A 21,512-nucleotide genomic window follows, 5' to 3' on the forward strand; every position below is an offset into this window, starting at 1 on the left:
GTAGGCGTGACGCCTACCGGGCCTTTCGCGTGTCGGCGCTCAGGCGCTGAGGACGACCGTCTCCGCGATCGGACGGCGCACCCGCGGGGCGACCTCGCGCTCCTGCAGCACCTCCGGCAGGGCCTCGATGTCGCCGAACTCGCCGACGGCGATGACGGTGGCGGGGGTGAAACGGGCGTCCAGGTCGGCGAACTCGCGGACGACCTCGGGGTCGAAGCCGCTCATCTGGTGCACGACGAGGCCGTCGTGGTGGGCCTGCACGGAGAAGTGCGCCACGGCCTGGCCGAGGTCGTAGAACGCGTGGCTGATCGGCGTGCCGTCGGCGGTCGCGGTCTCGGCGATCGCGACGACGAGCACGGCCGCGTTGCCGGCCCAGGCCTGGTTGAAGCCCATGAGCGCGTCGACGATCTGGGCGTGCAGGGCGGTGCCGCGGCGGGCGACGATGAAGCGCCAGGGCTGGATGTTGTTGGCGGAGGGGCTCCAGCGGGCGGCCTCAAGGGCGGTGGCGAGCTTGGCCTCGTCGATCGGGTGCTGCGCGTCGTAGGCGCGGGGGCTCCAGCGGCCGGCGAGGACGTCGAGGACGGGGTGCTCGGTCGGGGCGGTGCGGTCGATGACGGGAGTGCTCACGGAAGTGCCTTTCGGACGGAGGGGATCGGACGCCGTCGTCCGGGTACACGGGGGATGAACCGATGCATGTGCATGCATATTCCCGGAGGTCGGTTCGCGTCAGTCCAGGAGGTTGCGGGAGGCGGCGTCGGCGAGCGCGGCGCGGACGGCGCGGATCGACGGGGCGTCCGCGGAGACCCGACGCGCGGAGGAGAAGATCTCCCGGCGCGGCTCCTGCGGCAGCGGTGCGAGGTCGACCGTCGGGGTGTCGCCCGCCCACACGAGCTCGGGGAGCAGTCCGACCGCGAGTCCCGCGTGGATGAGCCGGACGTGCGCGGTGAGGTCGGCCAGCTCGAAGCGCACGTCGGGCTCGAACCCGGCGGTACGGCAGAGCTGCTCGGCCCAGGCGCGGGAGGCGGTCCCGGCGGGTTCGAGCACCCACGGCTCGGCGCGGGTCGCCCACAGGGTGGCCACGGGGTCGGCGACCCCCGGGGCTCCGGGGCGCCGGGCAAGGGCGATGGCATCGTGCGCGAGCACGACGCGGTCGAGGTCGGCGTGGATGGGGCGCGTGCGGCCCGGATACTGCTCCGCGAGGATGAGGTCGTAGTCGCGGCTGGAGACGCCCACCAGTCCCGACTCGGGGTCGCGCTCCGTCACCTCGACGCGCAGGGCGGGGTGGCGCTCGCCGAGGGCTGCGAGGGCGCGGGGCAGCAGGGAGTGCGCGGTGGACTGGAACACCGCGAGGCGCACGGTGCCGGTCACCTCGGTGAGCGACTCGGCGACCGCGACCTGGGCGTGCTCGAGCTGATCGAGGATGCCGATGGCCTCGGCCACGAGCACGTTCCCCTGCGGTGTGAACTGCACGCCGCGACCGACCCGACGCAGCAGCGGCACCCCGACATCGCGCTCCAGCGCGGCGAGCTGCTGCGACACGGAGGCCTTGCTGTAGGACAGCGCATCGGCCACGGCGGAGAGTGTGCCGCGGCGCGACAGCTCCACCAGCAGACGCAGGCGATGGACGTCGAGCACGGCCGTTCCGATCGTTCGGGATGAGTGAACAGAATCCACTCGAATCGGTTGATAGACGGAGTCTACCGAGCGGCTGGACAATGATCCAGCCGCACACGACACCCGGGTGTGCGAGGCCGAGGAAGGTACCCCCGCTTCATGACCGTCATCGACGACACCACCCCCCGCACCGAAGAGGTCGCCGCGCTCGTGCAGCGCTGGCTCGCCGAGAGCGAGACCCACCCGGTCGAGCCGGCCGCCCAGCGCCTCTCCGAGGTGCTCAAGGACCCGAACGGTCTGGCCTTCACCGTCGGCTTCGTCGACGGCGTCATGCGTCCGGAGGATCTGCGGGTCGCCGGCCGCAAGCTCGCCGAGCTCTCCGACATCACGCCCACGCTGCTTCCCGGCTACCTCCGGGCCGCCATCAAGGCCGGCGGGTTCTGGGCGCCGAAGCTCCCGAACGTCGTCGTGCCGATCTCGCGGCGCGTGCTGCGCGCCATGGTCGGCCACCTCGTGCTCGACGCCACGCCGTCCAAGCTCGGACCCGCGATCGCGAAGCTCCGCAAGACCGGCAACCGTCTCAACCTCAACCTCCTCGGCGAGGCCGTGCTCGGCGAGCGCGAGGCGGGACGTCGGCTGCAGGGCACGTACGACTTCCTCGCCCGTCCGGACGTCGACTACGTCTCGATCAAGGTCTCGAGCGTCGTCAGCCAGCTCTCCATGTGGTCGTTCGACGAGGCCGTCGCCGACGTCGTCGAGAAGCTCACCCCGCTGTACCGGCTCGCGGCGAAGGCCGAGGCGAAGGGTGCCCGCACCGGCACCCAGAAGTTCATCAACCTCGACATGGAGGAGTACCGCGACCTCGACCTGACGATCGCGGCCTTCACGAGCATCCTCGACCAGCCGGGCCTGGAGGACCTTGAGGCGGGCATCGTGCTGCAGGCGTACCTCCCGGACGCGCTCGGCGCCATGCAGCGGCTCCAGGAGTGGGCCGCCGCACGCCGCGCCAAGGGCGGAGCCCCGATCAAGGTGCGCGTGGTCAAGGGCGCGAACCTCGCGATGGAGGAGGTCGACGCGAAGGTGCACGGCTGGCCGCTCGCGACCTACGGCACCAAGCAGGACTCCGACACGAACTACAAGCGCGTGCTCGACTGGGCGATGACGCCCGAGCGGCTCGATGCCGTGCGCATCGGCGTCGCCGGTCACAACCTCTTCGACATCGCCTACACCTGGCTGCTCGCGAAGGCCCGCGGTGTGACCGACCCTTCGACAGGCTCAGGGACCCAGGGGGGCGCGGCCTCAGGACCTCAGGGGCAGAAGGGCGCCCTCGTGGAGTACGAGATGCTGCTCGGCATGGCGACCGGGCAGGCCGAGGCCGTCCGCAAGGACGTCGGCCGTCTCCTCCTCTACACGCCGGTCGTGAACCCGGCGGAGTTCGACGTCGCGATCGCCTATCTCGTGCGGCGCCTCGAGGAGAACGCGAGCCCCGAGAACTTCATGTCGGCCGTGTTCGAGCTGGCCTCGAACCCGACCCTGCTCACCCGCGAGCGGGAGCGCTTCGAGCGCTCGCTCGCCGCGCTCGTCGCCGACCCGTCGGTGCCGGGCCCGAACCGCACGCAGGACCGCACGGCTCCGCGCCCCGAGAACACCACGGACGGCTTCGCGAACGAGCCCGACACCGATCCCGCACTCGCCGCGAACCGCGCGTGGGGTCGGGAGATCCTGCACCGCTCGGTCTCCTCGACGCTCGGCCGGGACGCGATCGCCGCCGGGCGCATCGAGACCGACGCCGAGGTGGACGCCGTGTTCGCCGCCGCCACCTCCGCCGCCGAGAAGTGGGCGGCGCTCCCCGCCGCCGAGCGCGCCGCCGTCCTGCACCGTGCGGGCGACGAGCTCGCCGCCCGCCGCGGCGAGCTGCTGGAGATCATGGCGCACGAGGCCGGCAAGACCATCGCCGAGGCCGACCCCGAGGTCAGCGAGGCGATCGACTTCGCGCACTACTACGCCGAGAGGGCGAAGGATCTCGAGGCCATCCCCGGCGCCGAGTTCGTGCCGTCGAAGGTGACCGTGGTCACGCCGCCGTGGAACTTCCCCGTGGCGATCCCCGCCGGCGGTGTGCTCGCCGGCCTCGCCTCCGGATCCGGCGTGATCATCAAGCCCGCGAAGCTCACCCAGCGGTGCGGCGCGGTGATGGTCGAGGCGCTGTGGGCCGCGGGCGTCCCGCGCGATCTGCTCGCCCTCGTCGACCTCGCCTCCCGCGACCTCGGCACCCGACTGGTCGCGAGCCCCCAGGTCGACCGGGTCATCCTCACCGGGGCCTACGAGACCGCGCAGCTCTTCCGCTCCTTCCGGGCCGACCTTCCGCTGCTCGCCGAGACCAGCGGCAAGAACGCCATCATCGTGACGCCGTCGGCCGACCTCGACCTCGCGGCCGCCGACGTCGCCCGCAGCGCGTTCGGCCACGCCGGGCAGAAGTGCTCGGCCGCGTCGCTGGCGATCCTCGTCGGGTCGGTGGCCGACTCGAAGCGCTTCGAGCGGCAGCTCGTGGACGCGGTCACCTCGATGCGCGTCGGGCTTCCCGATGACCCCGCCACGCAGATGGGGCCGATCATCGAGCCCGCGAACGGCAAGCTCCTCACCGCGCTCACCACGCTCGACAAGGGCGAGCGCTGGCTCGTGGAGCCCCGGAAGCTCGACGACGAGGGGAAGCAGTGGACGCCGGGGGTGAAGACCGGCGTGCGCGAGGGCTCGTATTTCCACCTGACCGAGTTCTTCGGACCCGTGCTCGGCATCATGCACGCGAAGGACCTCGACGAGGCCATCCGGCTGCAGAACGCCGTCGACTACGGCCTCACCGCGGGGCTGCACTCGCTGGACTCCGCCGAGGTCGCGACCTGGCTGGACCGCGTCGAGGCCGGCAACCTGTACGTGAACCGGGGCATCACCGGCGCCATCGTGCAGCGTCAGCCGTTCGGCGGCTGGAAGCGCTCGGCCGTGGGCGCCGGAGCCAAGGCCGGCGGCCCGAACTACCTCTTCGGACTCGGTGAGTGGCGTGCGGGCGAGCTGCCCGCCGCGGCATCGGGGGCGGCGGTGACCCCTGCCGTGACCGGGCTGCTGGAGGCGGCTGCTCCCGAGCTCGACCCCGTGGGCATCGAGTGGCTGCACCGTGCCGCGGCCGCCGACGAGCGCGCGTGGATCGACGAGTTCGGCGCCGTGAGCGACAAGTCCGGACTCGGCGTCGAGCGCAACGTGTTCCGGTACCGTCCGGTGGCCGTCGACGTGCGCATCGCCGAGGACGCGACGCTCGCCGAGGGGGTCCGCGTGCTCGCCGCGGCCCTGCGCAGCGGCAGTCCGTTCACCGTGTCGGCCGCGTCGCTGCCGTCCCGCGTGGAGAAGGCACTCAAGGCCCAGGGTGTGACCGTGAAGACCGAGTCCGATGCCGCGTGGACCAAGCGCTACGCGAAGGGCGCCCGGTCGTGGCAGCGGGTGCGGCTCGTCGGTGGGGATGCCGCCGCGCTGCACACGGCCCTCGACGGCAGCCCCGACGTCGCGGTGTGGTCGCACGCCGTGACCGGAGCGGGCCGGGTCGAGATGCTCCCGTTCCTGCACGAGCAGGCCGTGTCGATCACCAACCACCGCTTCGGCAACCCCACCACGCTCTCCGAGGGCCTCCTCTGACGCCGAGACCTCGGGTACACGTCGAGACCCCCTGCTGCACGCACGTGCAGCAGGGGGTCTCGGCGCGAAAGCGGGGTCTCGGGATCAGCCGCGCAGAGCCTCGGAGAGCTTCACGCGCGAGCCCATCCGCAGCAGGGAGTTCTCGTAGATCTTCGCGCCGACGACGATCGCCGCGACGCAGCTCGCGAGGAGGATCGCGAGGCTCAGGAGCGGCTCCCACCACTGCGCCTCCCCGACGAAGAGGCGCATGGGCATGCCGACCGGAGCCGAGAACGGCACGTACGACATGATCGTCAGCACCAGCGGGTTGTCGTTGAACACGATCACCAGCACGTACGGCGCCATGATGAGCATCGTGATGGGGGTCGTCGTCGCGCCGATGTCCTCCTGCCGGGAGACCATGGAGGCCGCCGCCGCGAACATCGCCGCGAGCAGGATGAACCCGAACAGGAAGAACACCGCGAACCAGATGATGGGGGCGCCGAGGGTGGTCAGCACCTCCCGCTGACCCGTCACGATGAGGCCGATCGTGGCGACGGCCGCGAGGGCGAGGATCTGCCCCATCGCGAGCACCGTGTTGCCGATGACCTTTCCGGCGAGCAGCGTGCGCGCGGGGATCGCCGACAGCAGCACCTCCACGACCCGGGTCTGCTTCTCCTCGACCACGCTCTGCGCGATGGTGCCGCCGAACGTGGCCGCGGCCATCATGAACACGAGACCGAAGGCGATCGCGATGAAGTAGCGCAGCAGCGGGTTGGTGGTGACCGGTTCGAGGATCACGACCTCGGGGGACAGCGACAGCGCGGACACGAGCGAACCGGGCGCGTCCTCCAGGGCGACGATCGCGTAGCCCGCGGCGTTGTCGCCCGGGAGCACCGCCGCTTCGACGTCGCCGTCGCGGACCAGCTCCTCGGCCTCGGCGCGCGAGGCGACCTCGGTCACCTCGACGTCGGGCAGCGCGGAGACGGCGCCCGTGGTCTCCGAGGTCACCGCGACGGGCATGGCGTCGGCGTTCTGACTCGCGAAGCCGCCGAACAGCACGCCGGCGAGGGCGATGAGCAGCAGGATGCCGGTCGAGATCAGGAACGCCTTGCTGCGGAGCTTCGAGCCGATCTCCCGCTCGGCGACCAGCCAGATCCCGTTCCGCACGGGGGTCGAGGCGTTCACTGGATGACCTCCTTGAAGATCTGGGCGAGGGAGGGGTGCTTGGGCGCGAAGCTCGCGACGTCGCCGCGCGCGACCGCCGACTGCAGCACGCGCTGGGCGGTCTCGGGGCCGTCCGCGTCGAAGAGGGCGTATCCCCCTTCGAAGTCGACGACCGTGACCCCCGGCTCGGTGCGCAGCCACCCGGCGTCGCCCGCGGAGATGAGCTCGTACCGGTCGCGGGCGTGCTCGGCGCGGAGCCCGTCCCGGGATCCGGCGGCACGGATGGTGCCCCCGGCGAGGATGACGAGGTCGTCGCAGAGACGCTCGACCACGTCGAGCTGGTGGGAGGAGAAGAGGATGGACGCGCCGCGGGCCGCGCTGGCCTGCAGCACTCCGGCGACGACGTCCACCGCGAGGGGGTCCAGGCCGGAGAAGGGCTCGTCGAGGATCAGCATCTCGGGGTCGTGCACGAGCGACGCGGCGATCTGCGCCCGCTGCTGGTTGCCCAGCGACAGCGACTCGATCGTGTCGTCGAGGCGCTCGCCGAGTCCGAGCTCCGTGAGCAGCGCGGTCGCTCGCTCCGTCGCCTCCGGCTTGCTGAACCCGTGCAGTCGGGCGAGGTAGACGATCTGCTCCCGCACCTTCATCTTCGGGTACAGGCCGCGCTCCTCGGGCATGTACCCGAAGCGGCGGCGGTCGGCGGTGGTGAGGGGCGTCCCGTCGAGGTCGACTCGTCCGCCGTCCGACGACAGCAGACCGAGGATGATGCGCATGGTCGTGGTCTTGCCGGCGCCGTTGCCGCCGACGAAGCCGGTGAGCCGGCCCGGCGCGACCGTGAACGACACGTCGTCCAGCACCCGGCGGCTGCCGTAGCTCTTGGTGATGCCGGAGAGTTCCAGCAGTCCGGTGGTCATGTCGTGGTGCTCCGTCCGAAGGTGATCCGCATGACCTTCACGCTATTGAGCACGGGCGGGGCGGGGCATCCCCCACAGGGGGGACGGCCACGGATCAGCCGCGGGGCGGACGGCCGGCGTGCAGCACCGTGCGCACGAGCAGGCCGGCGACCAGCGCCCAGAACGCCGCGCTCACCCCGAGCACGGCGATGCCGGAGGCGGCGACGAGGAACGTGACGACCGCGGGGAGGCGCTCGCCGGGGTCGTCGATCGCCTGTTGGACGGCCGCGCCGAAGGCGCCGAACAGCGCCAGCCCCGCGACCGCCGGGATCACCGCCGTCGGGGCGAGCACGACGAGCGTGGCGAAGGCGGCGGAGAACGCGCCCAGCACGAGGTAGGACGCCCCGGTCGAGACCCCGGCGAGCCAGCGCCGGTCGGGGTCGGGGTCGGCGTCGGGGGACGCGGCGAGGGCCGCGCTGATGGCCGCGAGGTTGATGGCGTGCCCGCCCGCCGGAGCGCCGAGGGCCGTGCCGAGACCGGTCACGAGCATCGCCGGACGCCACGGGACCTCGTAGCCGAAGCTGCGCATGATCGCGATGCCCGGCACGTTCTGCGACGCCATGGTCACGATGAACAGCGGCAGGGCGATGCCGACCAGGGCCCCGACCGTGAAGGCGGGCATCGTCAGCTCGAACCGCGGCAGGAGGGCGGCCGGGTCGACCGGGGTCCCCGCGGAGACCAGCGAGACGGCGACGACAGCCGCCGCGGCGACGAAGGCCAGCGGCACGGCCCACCGGGGAGCCAGCCGGGCGAAGACCAGCCAGGTCAGCACCACCGGGAGCACGCCCCACGGGTTCGCGACGACCCCCGTGATCGGCGCGAGGCACAGCGGCAGCAGCACTCCCGCCAGCATGGCCTGGGCGATCGACGGCGGGATCCGCGCGATCAGGGCCCCGAGCGCGGGCCAGAGCGCCGTGAGGAGGATGAGGGCCGCGGTCACGAGGAAGGCTCCGACGGCAGCGGGCCAGCCGCCCTCGACGCTGCCGGTCGCCACGAGCAGTGCGGCGCCGGGGGTGGACCACGCGGCCGTGATCGGCATCCGGTAGCGCCAGGCCAGCACGATGCAGGCGAGCCCCATCGCGAGGCTCACGGCGAGGAGTCCGCTGGCCGCCTGCGCCGCCGACGCGCCGACGGCATCGAGGCCCGTGAGCACCACCGCGAACGAGCTCGTGAACCCCACGAGCGCCGTGACGATCCCGGCGACGATCGGACGGGACACGGGGACGGCGGCGGGCATGGCTCCGAGAGTATCGCGGGGGAGCGGTCCGCCTCCGGTCAGGCCAGCCCCATCCGATGCGCGAGCACGACGGCCTGCACGCGGTCCCTGGCGCCGAGCTTCTGCAGGATGCGGGAGACGTGGGTCTTCACGGTGGCCTCCCCGATGAACAGGGCGCGGGCGATCTCGGCGTTGCTGCGAGCGTCGGCGAGCAGGGTCAGCACCTCGGCCTCCCGCTCGGTCAGCGGCTCGGCGAGGACGGGGGAGATGGGCGCCTTCGCCACCGCGCGGGCGGGAGCGGCGCCGGTCTCCGGAGTCGCGCCGGCGAAGCGGGTGAGCACCCGGCGCGTCACCTCGGGCGCCAGCATGCCGTCCCCGGCCGCGAGCGCGCGCACGGCGGAGATGAGATCCTCGGCACCCGCGTTCTTGAGGAGGAATCCGCTCGCGCCGGCTTCGAGCGCCTGATAGAGGTAGTCGTCGCGATCGAACGTCGTCACGATCGCGATCGCGGCGCTCACCGTGGGGTCGGCCACGAGACGGCGCGTCGCCTCGATCCCGTCCATGTCGGGCATCTGCACGTCCATCGTGATGACGTCGGGGCGCAGGTCGGCGGCCTGTGCGACGGCCTCCGCCCCGGTCGAGGCCTCGCCGACGACGGTGATGTCGGGCTGGGTGTCGAGGATCGTGCGGAAACCGGCGCGGAGGAGGGCATGGTCGTCGACGAGGAGCACCCGGATCGGCGCGGTCACCGGGCGTCCTCTGGCACGGGCGCGCCGAGGGGCACCCGCGCGCGCACCCGCACCCCGCCGGGCGCGCGCGGAGCGATCTCGAACGTGCCGCCGGAGGCCGCCGCGCGCTCCCGCATCCCGAGCTGGCCGAGGCCGGGACGCAGCTGGGCGATGGCACGGCCGGTGTTCACGACCTCGACCTCCACGCCGTCCTCGTCGTAACGCACGCGCACGTCCGCGGTCGCCCCTGGTCCGGCGTGCCGTCGGGCGTTGGTCAGCGACTCCTGGGCGATCCGGTAGAGGTTCACGGCGACGAGCGAGGGTACCGGCACCGGATCGCCGATCACGGTGTACGCGGTGGGGAGACCCGCCTCCGTCGATGCCTCCGCGAGGGCGGCGATGTCGTCGAGGGAGACGGTCGACGCCGGCTCGGTCGCGTCGCCGCCGGGGGTGCGCAGCGTCTCCAGCAGTTGGCGCAGCTCCTGGATCGCGTCCCGCGCAGAGGACTCGATCCCGGAGAGGATGCGCGCCGACTGGGCCGGATCGCTCTCGAGCACGAGGCGCGCGGCGCCCGCCTGCACGCCCATCACCGATACGTGGTGGGCGACGACGTCGTGCAGCTCCCGGGCGATCCGCACCCGGTCGAGGGCCACCGCCTGCGCCGCGGTGACCTCGCGCTCGCGCTCCAGTTCGCGGGTGCGCTCCTCTAGCACGGTGCGCTGCTCCGCCGCCGCCCAGGAGCGCTCGCCGAAGTAGTAGGCGCCGCCGAAGTACAGGACGTTGAGGAGGATCTGGATGAGCATGAAGGCCACATAGGGCGACATGGCACCGGCGACGACGTCTGCCTTGTCCGCCTCGCTGATCGCGTCGCGGTACATGGTGATGAGGAGCCACACGAACATGCCGACGATGATCGCGACACGGACGACGAGTGCCTTCCGGCGGTCGTTCATCCAGGCGCCGACCGTGTAGAGCGCGATGAACATCGCGATGTTGCCGACGTAGATCTCGGGTACCCGGACCGTCACGGCCGTGAAGTACGCCAGGGACACCACGACGGCCACGGTGCCGGGCCAGCGCCGACGGAACCCGAGCGGCGCCGAGACGACGACGGCGTAGACGAGGGCCGTCCACAATGGGGCCTGCTCGTCGCCGTAGACCTGGGCGATGGAGGAGAGCGCCGCGCTGAGGATCGCGCCGACGAAGAGGACGAGCGCGAGGAGGAGGTCGCCGCGCTGGTCGCGCAGGGTCGGCGTCCGGGTGAAGGCCATCCCTCCACCGTACGGCGGGGGCCGTCGCGCGGCATCCCCCGCGCGACGGAGGCGGCCGCCTGTGATCTGCCTATTCCTTTCCGATGCGTCGATCGTCTACCTTCGGAGAAGGCGTTGCCGGGGGATCGGCAGAGCTCGAGGTCGACCGCGACAGCACCGGGCTGCGCCGGCCTCCTCCGGAGGGTGGGGACATGGCGCGACGACGCGCGTTCTTTCGGTCGATCATGGGCGGCGCCGCGGCCCTCGCACTCGCACTGGGCGGCGCGACCGCAGCCGGTGCCGCGTCAGGGGGATCGCTGGCGGGGACGGTGACGGCGGAGGCGGACGGTTCGCCTCTCGCGGGCGTCACCGTCTCGGTGTCGACCGACGACGCGTCGGTCTTCGAATCCACGGTGACCGATGCCACGGGTGCGTACCTCGTGCCGGACCTTCCGGCGGGCGAGTATGTCGTGGCCTTCGATGCGTCCGGGACGGACTTCATCTCCGAGTTCTGGGACGATGCGTCGTCGCGTGCGGCCGCGCAGCGTCTCATCATCGCCGAGGGGGAACCCGTCGACGGCGTCGATGCCGCCCTCACACTCGGTGGGGCGATCGCCGGCTCCGTGATGCGGCAGGCCGACGGCTCGCCGCTCGAAGGCGTGACCGTGTACGTGGACTCCGCCGACTTCTCTCGGTCGGGTGTCGCGCAGACCGGCGCCGACGGGACCTATCGGGTCGACGGTCTCCCTGCCGGCGACTACCGCGTCCGTTTCGACCCCGCCGAGCCGACGCTCGCCGCCGAGTTCTGGGACGACGCCTACGCAGACCGCCGAGCGACGGCCGTCCGCGTGACCGCGGGGCAGGACCGAGGGGGAGTGGATGCCCTTCTCGCCGAGCTCGGCGTGATCCAGGGATCGATGACGTTGGCGGTCGACGGCTCGCCCGTGGCCGGGTGGGTCACCGCCACCGACGACGCGACGGGAGCCTGGGCGCAGGCCGACGTCGCGCCGGACGGGTCGTACACCCTCTCGGTGCCGCCGGGGGAGTACGTGGTGGCGTTCGTTCCCAACGGCGGACGCGGCATCCCCGAGTACTGGAAGGATGCGCGGCAGGAGAAGGACGCGACCAGGATCGCCGTGGCGCCGGGGCAGGCCATCGCGGACATCGATGCGACTCTCGACGCGAGCGGGATGATCACCGGCGTGGTGCGCACGTCCGGCGCGCTGTCCGGCGACGCGATCGTGGAGGCGTACAGCGGGGACACCCTCGTCAGCATGGCCTACACGCAGCCCGACGGCTCGTACCGCCTGGCCGTCCCCGCCGGGACCTACATCGTGCGGGCCACGGCGAACGTGTACGACATGATCTTCGCCCCGCAGTTCTTCGACGGCGTCGCGACCCGGGCCGAGGCGACCCCTGTCGTGCTCGCCGCGGGCGGCGATCGCGCGGGAGTGGACTTCGACCTCGCGCCGGGCGGCGCGATCGACGGGACGGTGTCGACCGCGGGCGGTGCCGCGGTCTCCGGGGCGACGGTCACGGCCCTGCTCTGGACACCGTCCGGCTGGAGGGACGTGGCGACGCTCGACACGGAGGGGCGATTCACTCTGGGTGGGAGAGCGGATCCCGAGGCGCCGGGTGGTTCGTTGCCCGCGGGGGTCTACACGCTGCGGGTCGAGATGCCCGGGTTCTGCACCGGGTACTTCGGCGGCGCGCAGTCGCTCCTCGGGGCCGGCACCTTCCGGGTGGAGCCCGGAGCCACCGTGTCGGGACGGGACGTCATGCTGTCCGCGGAGTGCACGGCACCGTCAGTGCCGCCGACGCTCACCCTCTCGCAGGCTTCGATCCTCGCCGGGGAAGTGCTGACCATCTCGGGATCGGGCTTCGCGCCCGGGGAAGCGGTCACGCTGGAGATCCGGTCGGAGCCGGCCGAGCTCGGTCGGGCCGTGGCGGGGATCGACGGGGCGTTCTCGAACGACTTCCGCATTCCCGCGGGGTTCCCGGCCGGAACGCACACCGTGGTCGCGCTGGACGCGCTGCGGAATGTGGTGGCGAGTGTGCGGGTCGACATCGTCGCCGGCGCCTCGGGAGGCGCGTCGGGAGAAGCCGTGACACCGCCGCGGAACGAGGAGAACCTCGCCGCGACCGGCGGCGAGTTCCCGTCCTTCGCGCTGATGGTGGCGGTCGGGCTCCTCCTCGGCGGAGGAGCGCTGCTCCGACGCCGTCGTCGGCACGGCTGAGGGGGTCCCGGGCGGGGGCCTGCCAGGATCGAGTGTGACCTCCTCGACGCGCCCGCGCCTGGCACCGCTCTACCTCGCCGGATTCACCACCGCGTTCGGCGCGCACGGTATCGCCGCCGCCCTGGGCGCCGAGACCGAGGACATCGGCTGGACGCTGCTGGCCTTCGGCTTCACGCTCGCGCTGTACGACCTCGCGGAGGTGCTGCTCAAGCCGCTCTTCGGGGCGCTCAGCGACCGGGTCGGGGTGCGCCCGGTGGTCGTCGGCGGGCTGCTGGCCTTCGCGGCGTTCTCGGTGGTCGGCGCCCTGGTCCCGGGCATGATCGGCCTCGTGATCGCGCGCTTCGGCCAGGGGGCCGCGGCCTCGGCGTTCTCGCCGGCCTCCTCCGCCGCGGTGGCGCGGTTGACGGACGAGGCGTCGCGCGGCCGGTACTTCGGTCGCTACGGGTCCTGGAAGAGCCTCGGATATGCGCTCGGCCCCCTGCTCGGTGCGGTGCTCGTGGTGGCCGGCGGTCTGCCGGCTCTGTTCGGGGCACTCGCCGTCCTCGGGCTGGCCGCGGCCGGATGGGTGCTGGTCGCCGTCCCGGCCGTGCCGGTGCTGCCGCGGAAACGGGTGACCCTCGTCGACCTCGGGCGGGAGCTCCTCGCCCCGGGATTCCTCGTCCCGACGCTGGTGCTGGCGGCGACGACCGGCGCGCTCGCCGTGGCTGTCGGCTTCCTCCCGCTGCTGGGCCGGGAGGCCGGACTCGGCACCGTGGGCAGCATGGCGATCGTCACGGTGCTGGCGGTCGTGTCGAGCATCGTGCAGCCGCTGGTCGGATCGGCGCACGACCGGGGCCGGCTCTCCGTCCGCCTCGGCGCGGTCGGCGGGCTGCTTCTCATCGGCGTCGGCGTCGGATTCTCGGCCCTCTGGGTGACCCCGGTCGTCCTGGCCCTCACGGGCGTGCTGGTCGGCGCCGGGGTGGGGCTGGCGACGCCGGTGGCGTTCTCGCACCTCGCGGCATCGACGCCCGCCGAACGGATGGGGCGCACGATGGGCAGCGCGGAGCTGGGCCGGGAACTGGGTGACGCGGGCGGCCCGCTCGTCGCCGGCGCCGTGGCGACGGCGACGGTGCCGGCGGTCGGGATCGGCGTCATCGCGGTGCTCACGGCGGGAGCGGGCGCCCTGGCTCTCCTCGGGCTGCGACCGCCGCGTGCCGACGCGCGTCCGAACGGGGCCGCCTGACCGCGGTGGCCCGGTTCAGGGGCCGAGCAGGCGCTCGATCACGCGGGCCACGCCGTCTTCGTCGTTGGTCGCGGTGGTCTCGTCGGCGGCCTCCTGCACGACGGTTTCCGCGTGCGCCATGGCCACGCCGTGACCGGCCCAGCGGAGCATCTCGACGTCGTTGAGGGCGTCCCCGAACGCCACGACGTCGGAGCGATCGATGCCGAGGTGCGTGCAGAGGCGCGCGAGACCCGTCGCCTTCGTGACCCCCTGCGCCATGACCTCGACGAACGGGGCCCCGGACAGCGTGGCCTCGAACCCGGTGAGCCCGAGGGACCGCAGGGTCTCGAAGAGCGCCGCGGGGGCGAGCTCGGGGTGCCGGATCACGAGCTTGAGCGTCGGCGCGGCCAGCACCTCGTCCAGCGGCACGCCGCCCATCGTCGCGGGGTCGCGCTTGTGATCGGACAGCTGCGCGATCGCCGCATAGCCGTGCTGCGCCACGAACGTCTCGCCGCCCTCCCGTACACTCGCGAAGAGCAGGCCGGGGACGCTGGCGCGCAGCGCGTCGGCGAGAGTGCGAAGGGTGGCGGGCGGCAACTCCTCGGCGAACAGCATGCGGCCCTCGGTGAGGTGCGTCGCGTACGCGCCGTTGCCGCACAGCGCCCACCCGTCGAATCCGGCGTCGGCAGCGATCACGCGAAGGCCGATGGGCTGGCGGGCCGTGACCGGCACCACCGCGACGCCCGCGTCCCGCGCGGCGTCGAGCGCGGCTCGGGTGCGCGGCGACACCGCGGATGAGCTGTCGAGCAGCGTGCCGTCGAGGTCGGTCGCGATCAGCCGCACGGGAAGGGTCCCTGAGCCTGTCGACGGGTCAGGAGAAGATCATCGGCAGGTCGTCGTCGGCATCGTCGCCGCCGAAGTCCACATCGACCACCACGGGCACGTGGTCGCTGGGCTGCTCGCCCTTGCGCTCGTTGCGGTGGATCGAGGCGCCGGTGACGGCATCGGCGAACGTCTTCGAGCCGAGGATGAAGTCGATGCGGATGCCCTCGTTGCGCGGGAACTTCAACCGCTGGTAGTCCCAGTAGGTGTAGCCCTCGGGGAGCAGCGGGCGCACGACGTCGGTCACGCCCGCGTCGGTCAGCGCGAAGAACGCGTCGCGCTCGGCGGGGGAGACGTGGGTGGAGCGGCCGACCACGATGTCGGGATCGCCGTTGTCATGGTCGAACGGGATGATGTTGAAGTCGCCGACGAGGGCGAGCGGAAGGTCGGGGTTCGCCGACAGCTCGGCCGCGGTGGACCGCTTGAGCTGCTCGAGCCAGTGCAGCTTGTAGGCGTAGTGCGGGTCGTCGAGCGAGCGGCCGTTGGGCACGTACAGGCTCCAGACGCGCACGCCGTCGACCATGACGCCCAGGGCGCGCGCCTCCTGCGGGGCGTCGGGGCCCTCGTGGCCCTTCGCGAACCCGGGCATGCCGTCGAAGGCGGTGCGCACGTCGGTGACGGGCAGCCGGCTCGCGATCGCGACGCCGTTCCACTGATTCAGGCCGTGCACCTCGACGTGGTAGCCGGCCTCCTCGAACGGTGCATACGGGAACTGCTCCGGCTTGCACTTCACCTCCTGCATCGCGAGCACGTCGATGTCTTCACGGACGGCGAACTCGACGGTGCGGGTGACGCGGGTGCGGATGGAGTTGACGTTCCAGGTGGCCAAGCGCATGCGTCCAGCCTAGGGTGTGCCTCCTACACTGGATGCCGTGACCGCACTCGACGCAGACCGCCAGACCCTCCTCGCCCTCATCACGGACGAGGCGGTGTTCCACGGCGATTTCACCCTCTCCAGCGGCAAGAAGGCGACGTACTACGTCGACATGCGCAAGCTCACCCTCGACCACCGCGCCGCCCCGGCGATCGGCCGCATCATGCTCGACCTGATCGCCGATCTCGACGTCGTCGCCGTCGGCGGTCTGACGCTCGGCGCCGACCCGATCGCGAACGCCGTCCTGCATGCCTCGGTCGGCACCGACCGTCCGCTCGACGCGTTCGTCGTGCGGAAGGAGCCGAAGGACCACGGCCGCGGTCGCCAGATCGAGGGCGCCGACGTGAAGGGCAAGCGCGTGGTCGTGCTGGAGGACACCTCGACCACCGGGCAGTCCGCGCTCAAGGCGGTCGAGGCGCTGCGCAAGGAAGGCGCGGAGGTCGTCGCGGTCGCGGTGATCGTCGACCGCAAGACCGGTGCGCAGGCCGCCATCGAGGCCGAGGGCCTGGAGTGGCGCGCGGCCTTCGACCTCGACGACCTCGGACTCGACCCGCAGTGACCCGCTACGCGCTGGCCGTCGACGTGGGCGGCACGAAGATGGAGGCCGCCCTCGTCGCCGACGACGGCGCGCTCGTCCCCGGCAGCCGCAGCCGGCAGCCCACCGGTCGTGAGGCGACGTCCGCGTCGTTGACGGCGGCGGTCGACGCGATCGTGCGGCATGCGCTCGCCGCCCTCCCCGCCGACGCGGAGCTCGTCGGCGCCGGGATCGGCAGCGCGGGTCCCGTGGATCGCACCCGCGGTGAGATCCTGCCGGTGAACATGCCCCTCGCCCGCGGGTTCGGCCTCGTCGACGCCGTCGCCCGTGCGGCCTCGACCGCACTCGGACGGGACGTCCTGGCGGTCCTGGGTCACGACGGCGGCGCGCTCGCGCTCGCGGAGTCGTGGCTGGGGGCGACGCAGCAGGCGGGAGCCTCCCTGTCGATCGTCGTGTCCACCGGCGTCGGCGGCGGTTTCGTCGTGGGCGGTGCGTATGTGCCCGGGGCCAGCGGCAACGCCGGGCACCTCGGCCAGGTGCGCCGCGAGGGCGGGCTCACTCTCGAGGAGATCGCCTCCGGACCTGCCAGTGCCGCCTGGGCGCGGGAGCAGGGCTGGTCCGGCGCGACCGGGGAGGACCTGGCCCGGGATGCCGCGGCCGGTGTCGCCGTCGCCCGCGCGGCGATCGAGCGCTCGGCCCGCGCCGTCGGGGAGGCGCTGGCCGATGCCGCCACCCTCGTCGACCTCGACGTCGTCGCCATCGGCGGCGGCTTCTCGCGGGTGTCGGCGGACTACATCGACCTCGTCCAGCAGGCTCTCACCGCCAGCGCCGTGCACGAGTACTCCCGTCGCACCCGCGTCGTCCGCTCGGGCCTGGGCGACGAGGGGCCGTTGATCGGCGCCGCCGCCCTCGTCCTGCGCTGACGGGAGTGTCAGCCCCCTGACACGAGCAGGTGTCGCGGGGGCCCTTCGAGCCGGGCGACGGCGATCTTCAGATCCGTGACGTCCGTCGCCACCGCATCGATGCGTGCGGTGAGCTTCTCTTCGACGGTGTCGATGCGTGCGGTGAGCTTCTCTTCGACGGTGTCGATGCGTGCGGTGAGCTTCTCTTCGACGGAGTCGATGCGGGCGCCGAGCCTTCCTTCGACGGAGCCGATGCGTGTGGAGAGCCGGTGGTCGACGGTGCCGAGACGCTCGTCGATGCGACGGATCATCCACGCCCCTGCCGCGAACAGGCTCGCGCCGAGGGTGAGCACGACACCGATCGCGCTGACGATGATCGTGAGGGTGTCCGGGGACACGGCGCTCCCTTCCTCGGTGCGGGTGTGGCTTCGACGATACGTGGTCGCCGTGCGGGCGCCGGTCGGAATTCCGGCATCTGTGAAGAGGTCGTGTGCAGGCGCGATGGGGGAGGAAGAGTGAGTCACCGCAGTGCCGGGACGGCGCGCCCGGAGCGAGACGCCACGAGCATGAGCACCGGGATGACCGCGCACAACACGGCGGACACGAGGAACGTGACGCTCGACGCCGGGTCGCGCCCGATCAGCAGGACGAGCGTCGGGACGAACGTGCCGCCGACCGCGCCGCAGGCCACGAGCGCCCCGGTGACGGCGGCGCTGCGGGCCGGATCGAGTCGGTCGAGCGCGAGTCCGAGGATGAGGCCGTAGCTCGGGGCCAGCAGGACCACGACGACGGCCAGGATGAGCAGCGCCGCGACCGGCTGCTCGCCGAGGAGCACGCCGGCGAGCACCAGGAGGACGGCGGCAGCCCCCGTCGCGGTCGCCAGCAGGGCGAGCGGCGGAACCGCCGCGCGCCGGAGAGCGGCGGCGCCGAAGCGGCCGACGGCCATCAGTGCCCAGAAGGCGCAGGTGCCGAGGGCGGCGGTGGCGGGCTCGATCGCGAGCGCCCGCTCCGGGATCACGGCCGACCAGCCCGATAGGACGGTCTCCACGCCGACGTAGAGCGGCAGTGCCAGCGCGAAGGGGAGGAGGACGAGCAGGGAGCGTGCGTCCCGTCGCGCCGGGGCCTCGGTCGAACGGGCGAGAGTGGTGGCGCCGCCGAGCACCGCGACGGTCGCCAGGGGTACGGTCGCGAGCAGCGCCAGGGCCGGACGGGCGCCGGCCCCGAGCGCCACCACGAGCGGTGTGACGGCGGCGCACACGGCGACCGTGCCCATCAGGGCGCTCAGCACTCCGGTCGCGCTCCCCGTGCTGGCGGCCTTGGCTGCCACGGAGCCCGCTGCCTCGACGAGACCGAACCCGAGTCCCGCGAGCGCGGCGGCCGCGATGAAGACGCCTGGATCCGTCGCGAGGGCGACACCGACGATGGCGGCCGCCTGCAGGAGGCTGCCCAGCACGAGCGTCGTCCGGGGCGGACGACGCACCAGGAGCGGACCCGACAGCAGCACGCCCACGAGGAGTCCCGCGAAGAGGACGGGCACGGCGGCACTCAGGTCGGCGTCCGTCGCGTGCTCTGCGGACGGAAGGACGGCCGGGACGAACGCCGCGGTCACGCCGAGGCCGCCGAACGCCGTGAACAGCCCGACGCGGAGTCGGCTCGCGCTCATCTCAGGCACCGCCAGCGCGCACGTGATGCACGGCGGCGAAGGTGTCGCGGAGGGCCTCCATCGAGCGGTCGTAGTTGGACTGCGCGACCCCGATGAAGATGCAGTCGACGACCATGAGCTGGGCGATCCGGCTGCCCAGGGCTCCGGAGCGGAAGCCCGTCTCGCGCGCCGCGGTGGTCAGCACGATGTCGGCCTGACCGGCGAGCGGGGAGCCGGCGTGGTTGGTGATGGCGATGGTCGTCGCGCCCGCCTGCCGGGCGAGCAGGAGGAACTCGATGGTGTCGGTCGTGGCGCCCGTGTGCGAGACGGCGATCGCGACGTTCCCCGGCCCGAGGGTGGCGGCCGAGGTCCAGGCCGCGTGCGGGTCGGACCATTCCAACGCCGTCCGCCCGATCCGGGTGAGCTTGCGCTGGAGGTCGAGCCCGACGATGGAGCTCGCCCCCACGCCGAAGATGTCCACCCGGGTGGAGGAGGTGATCGCCTCGACGGTGGCGCGGAGCGCGTCGGTGTCGAGCACCTTGGCGGTATCGGCGAGGGAGAGCGTCTCGGCGAGCGACACCTTCGCGACGATGTCGGCGAGGGTGTCGTTGCGGTCGATGTCGCCGGACACCGCGGGGAGCGCGGCGGTGTCGAAGGTCTCGCGCTCGACCTCCCGCAGCACATGGTTGCGCAGCTCGCGCACATGCTCGTACCCGAGTCGTTTGCAGAACCGCACGACGGACGTGGTCGAGGTGTCGCAGCGGTGCGCGAGCTCGGCGACGGAGAGCCCGGCGGTCCCGGCGGGGTCGGCGAGGAACAGGTCGGCGATGCGCTGCTCGCTCGGACGGAGTTCGGGGCGCAGGGCGCGCATCCGCACGAGCACGAGGTGGGTGCCGGCGTCGTCGCGGGCGGCATCGTGGGGCATGGGGTCTCCGATCGGTGTTCATAACACTAGAGGAACTTCTGTTACACGCGTAGGTACTTTCGTGTACTTTTGGTACTTACCCAGACCGACGATGTTCGCGGGGCATCAGGCAGCACCGCCTGATCCGAGCCAGGGCGACGCGGTCCCAGCCAGGAGGAAAACAGCAATGAGCACAGCACGGTGGGCGTCTCTCGGCGCCCTCACCGCCACGGGCCTCGCCGCGGCGCTCGTCATCACCGGGTGTTCCGCACCGGCGTCGAACCCGTCCGACACCGGATCCGGAGCCGCCGGCGGCGACCTGGTCATCGGCGTCACGAGCGATCCCGACACCCTCTTCCCGTGGAAGGCCACCCAGTTCCAGGCGGTCAACGTCCTGCAGAACCTGTACGGCACCCTGACCGAGTTCGACGAGGAGCTCAACGTCGTCCCCGGTCTCGCCGAGTCCTGGGACGTCTCCGAAGACGGCCTCACGGTCACCTTCCACCTCCGCGAGGGCGTCACGTTCGCGGACGGCAGCGCCTTCGACTCCGCCGACGTGAAGTACTCGCTGGACGCGATCGCCGATGAGGCGACCGCTGCCGTGGCCGCGAGCTCGCTCGCCTCGGTCGCCGCCGTCGAGGCCACCGACGAGAGCACCGTCACCCTCACCCTCAGCGCCCCGGACGCCGCCCTCCCCGCGAACCTCGCCGTCATCAACATGGCGATGCTCTCGTCGGACGACACCGAGGAAGCGCTCAACACCACCCCGAACGGCACCGGCCCGTTCGTGCTGGACAGCCGCAAGGCCAGCCAGTCCCTCACCCTCGCCAAGAACGACGACTACTGGGGCGACACCGCGCTGCTCGACACCGTCGAGTTCCGTGTGATCCCCGACGAGTCGTCCATCGTGTCGGCGATGCAGTCCGGCAACGTGCAGCTGGCCGTGTTCGACGACCCGCTCGTCGCGCAGACCGCCGAAGGGGCGAACGTCGAGGTCGCCACGACCCCGCAGCTCAGCTACCACGCCCTGCAGCTGAACGCGCAGCGCGGCGACCTCGCCGACGTGAACGTGCGCCTCGCGATGCAGTGCGCGATCGATCGCCAGGAGGTCCTCGACACCGCCGCGCTCGGCGAGGGCGAGGTCACCGGTCCGATCACCTCCCCCGCCTTCAAGTCCGACCCCGACGCGCGCCCGTGCCCCGAGCGCGACCTCGACAAGGCGGCCGAGTACCTGAAGAAGGCGGGCAAGGAGGACGGCGTCACCGTCAAGACGATCGTGTCGCAGGGCGAGTACGCCACCTCCGTCAACGAGGCGCAGAACCTCAAGGCGCAGCTCGCCGACGCGAACATCACGCTCGACCTGGAGGTGCTGGAGTCCGGCGCGTTCGTGGACCGCTGGATCGCGGCCGACTTCGACGCCGCGGTGGCCCTCAACGGCGGACGCCCGGACCCGGACGGCATGTACGGCCGCTACTTCACCAGCACCGGCAACCTGAACCAGGTCGCCGGATACTCCTCGCCCGAGCTCGACGCGCTGTTCGCCGAGGGACGCGAGACGGCCGACCCCGAGAAGCGCAAGGACATCTACGCGCAGGTCTCCGAGAACCTCGAGGACAACGCCGCCTGGATCTGGCTGTTCACCAGCTACACCTACACCGCGACGGCCTCGACCGTCGACGGCTTCACCCCGATGGCGAACGGCTCGCTGCAGTACCTGCGGACCACCTCCATCCAGTAGCGGAACGAGGGG

At 72.3% G+C, this 21,512-nt stretch carries 18 protein-coding genes; 6 read left to right on the forward strand and 12 right to left on the reverse strand.

Annotated features, from left to right (window positions below; genetic code table 11):
* Positions 1-39: 39 nt before the first annotated feature.
* The gene (locus ACIQID_RS11885; RefSeq protein ID WP_071329262.1) at positions 40-627 is read right to left on the reverse strand and encodes a nitroreductase family protein; all 588 of its coding nucleotides are present in this window, start codon (positions 625-627) and stop codon (positions 40-42) included.
* Positions 628-726: 99 nt separating this feature from the next.
* Positions 727-1,635, reverse strand: a complete 909-nt coding sequence (locus ACIQID_RS11890; RefSeq protein WP_400285105.1) for a LysR family transcriptional regulator — start codon at positions 1,633-1,635, stop codon at positions 727-729.
* A 138-nt stretch (positions 1,636-1,773) separates the two neighbouring features.
* Between ACIQID_RS11890 and ACIQID_RS11895 the strand changes: the two genes are divergently transcribed.
* A complete protein-coding gene (locus tag ACIQID_RS11895) occupies positions 1,774-5,292 on the forward strand; it encodes a bifunctional proline dehydrogenase/L-glutamate gamma-semialdehyde dehydrogenase (protein ID WP_400285108.1) in 3,519 nt (1,172 codons plus the stop codon).
* Between the two features lie 84 nt (positions 5,293-5,376).
* On the opposite strand, the gene ACIQID_RS11900 is transcribed toward ACIQID_RS11895, so the two are convergent.
* From ACIQID_RS11900 to ACIQID_RS11920, 5 genes are all read right to left on the reverse strand, one after another.
* Entirely contained in the window at positions 5,377-6,459 is a 1,083-nt protein-coding gene (locus tag ACIQID_RS11900) for an ABC transporter permease (protein WP_400285111.1), read from the reverse strand.
* Positions 6,456-7,340: an ABC transporter ATP-binding protein gene (locus ACIQID_RS11905; protein ID WP_400285750.1), complete on the reverse strand. Its 885-nt coding sequence runs from the start codon at positions 7,338-7,340 to the stop codon at positions 6,456-6,458. Before ACIQID_RS11905 ends, ACIQID_RS11900 begins: the two co-directional genes overlap by 4 nt.
* 106 nt (positions 7,341-7,446) lie before the next feature.
* The gene (locus tag ACIQID_RS11910) at positions 7,447-8,628 is read right to left on the reverse strand and encodes a benzoate/H(+) symporter BenE family transporter (protein ID WP_312674737.1); all 1,182 of its coding nucleotides are present in this window, start codon (positions 8,626-8,628) and stop codon (positions 7,447-7,449) included.
* A 38-nt stretch (positions 8,629-8,666) separates the two neighbouring features.
* Positions 8,667-9,356: a response regulator transcription factor gene (locus tag ACIQID_RS11915; RefSeq protein ID WP_312674739.1), complete on the reverse strand. Its 690-nt coding sequence runs from the start codon at positions 9,354-9,356 to the stop codon at positions 8,667-8,669.
* On the reverse strand, positions 9,353-10,606 hold the full coding sequence (locus ACIQID_RS11920) for a sensor histidine kinase (RefSeq protein WP_331201372.1): 1,254 nt from the start codon (positions 10,604-10,606) through the stop codon (positions 9,353-9,355). Before ACIQID_RS11920 ends, ACIQID_RS11915 begins: the two co-directional genes overlap by 4 nt.
* 191 nt (positions 10,607-10,797) lie before the next feature.
* On the opposite strand from ACIQID_RS11920, the gene ACIQID_RS11925 reads away from it, so the two are divergent.
* Together ACIQID_RS11925 and ACIQID_RS11930 are read left to right on the forward strand one after the other, a co-directional pair.
* Positions 10,798-12,822 (forward strand): carboxypeptidase regulatory-like domain-containing protein, encoded by a 2,025-nt coding sequence (locus tag ACIQID_RS11925; protein WP_400285116.1) that lies wholly within the window; start codon positions 10,798-10,800, stop codon positions 12,820-12,822.
* Positions 12,823-12,856: 34 nt separating this feature from the next.
* Positions 12,857-14,044 carry an MFS transporter gene (locus ACIQID_RS11930; protein WP_331201370.1) on the forward strand — a complete coding sequence of 396 codons (1,188 nt, stop codon included), beginning with the start codon at positions 12,857-12,859 and terminating at the stop codon, positions 14,042-14,044.
* Positions 14,045-14,059: 15 nt separating this feature from the next.
* Here the strand turns inward: ACIQID_RS11930 and ACIQID_RS11935 are convergent, their stop codons facing one another.
* Both ACIQID_RS11935 and ACIQID_RS11940 read right to left on the reverse strand, forming a co-directional pair.
* Positions 14,060-14,866, reverse strand: coding sequence for a Cof-type HAD-IIB family hydrolase (locus tag ACIQID_RS11935; protein ID WP_331201369.1), 807 nt, complete (start codon positions 14,864-14,866; stop codon positions 14,060-14,062).
* A 28-nt stretch (positions 14,867-14,894) separates the two neighbouring features.
* Positions 14,895-15,740 (reverse strand): exodeoxyribonuclease III, encoded by an 846-nt coding sequence (locus tag ACIQID_RS11940; protein WP_187662601.1) that lies wholly within the window; start codon positions 15,738-15,740, stop codon positions 14,895-14,897.
* Between the two features lie 37 nt (positions 15,741-15,777).
* On the opposite strand from ACIQID_RS11940, the gene pyrE reads away from it, so the two are divergent.
* Entirely contained in the window at positions 15,778-16,338 is a 561-nt protein-coding gene (gene pyrE / locus ACIQID_RS11945) for an orotate phosphoribosyltransferase (RefSeq protein ID WP_025104912.1), read from the forward strand.
* Complete coding sequence (locus ACIQID_RS11950) at positions 16,335-17,237, forward strand: ROK family protein (RefSeq protein WP_400285125.1); 903 nt, start codon at positions 16,335-16,337, stop codon at positions 17,235-17,237. Before pyrE ends, ACIQID_RS11950 begins: the two co-directional genes overlap by 4 nt.
* Positions 17,238-17,245: 8 nt before the next feature.
* On the opposite strand, the gene ACIQID_RS11955 is transcribed toward ACIQID_RS11950, so the two are convergent.
* The 3 genes from ACIQID_RS11955 to ACIQID_RS11965 all read right to left on the reverse strand — a co-directional run bounded on the left by ACIQID_RS11955 (position 17,246) and on the right by ACIQID_RS11965 (position 19,783).
* Positions 17,246-17,614, reverse strand: a complete 369-nt coding sequence (locus tag ACIQID_RS11955) for a hypothetical protein (RefSeq protein WP_400285128.1) — start codon at positions 17,612-17,614, stop codon at positions 17,246-17,248.
* A gap of 122 nt (positions 17,615-17,736) precedes the next feature.
* Complete coding sequence (locus ACIQID_RS11960) at positions 17,737-18,879, reverse strand: MFS transporter (RefSeq protein WP_400285131.1); 1,143 nt, start codon at positions 18,877-18,879, stop codon at positions 17,737-17,739.
* A 1-nt stretch (position 18,880) separates the two neighbouring features.
* Complete coding sequence (locus ACIQID_RS11965; protein ID WP_085605640.1) at positions 18,881-19,783, reverse strand: MurR/RpiR family transcriptional regulator; 903 nt, start codon at positions 19,781-19,783, stop codon at positions 18,881-18,883.
* Between the two features lie 166 nt (positions 19,784-19,949).
* Here ACIQID_RS11965 and ACIQID_RS11970 point away from each other — a divergent pair, with 166 nt between their 5' ends.
* The gene (locus ACIQID_RS11970; protein WP_136052925.1) at positions 19,950-21,500 is read left to right on the forward strand and encodes an ABC transporter substrate-binding protein; all 1,551 of its coding nucleotides are present in this window, start codon (positions 19,950-19,952) and stop codon (positions 21,498-21,500) included.
* The last annotated feature ends 12 nt before the right edge of the window (positions 21,501-21,512 follow it).

Source organism: Microbacterium sp. NPDC091676 (assembly GCF_044756645.1).
GTDB lineage: Bacteria > Actinomycetota > Actinomycetes > Actinomycetales > Microbacteriaceae > Microbacterium > Microbacterium paraoxydans_D.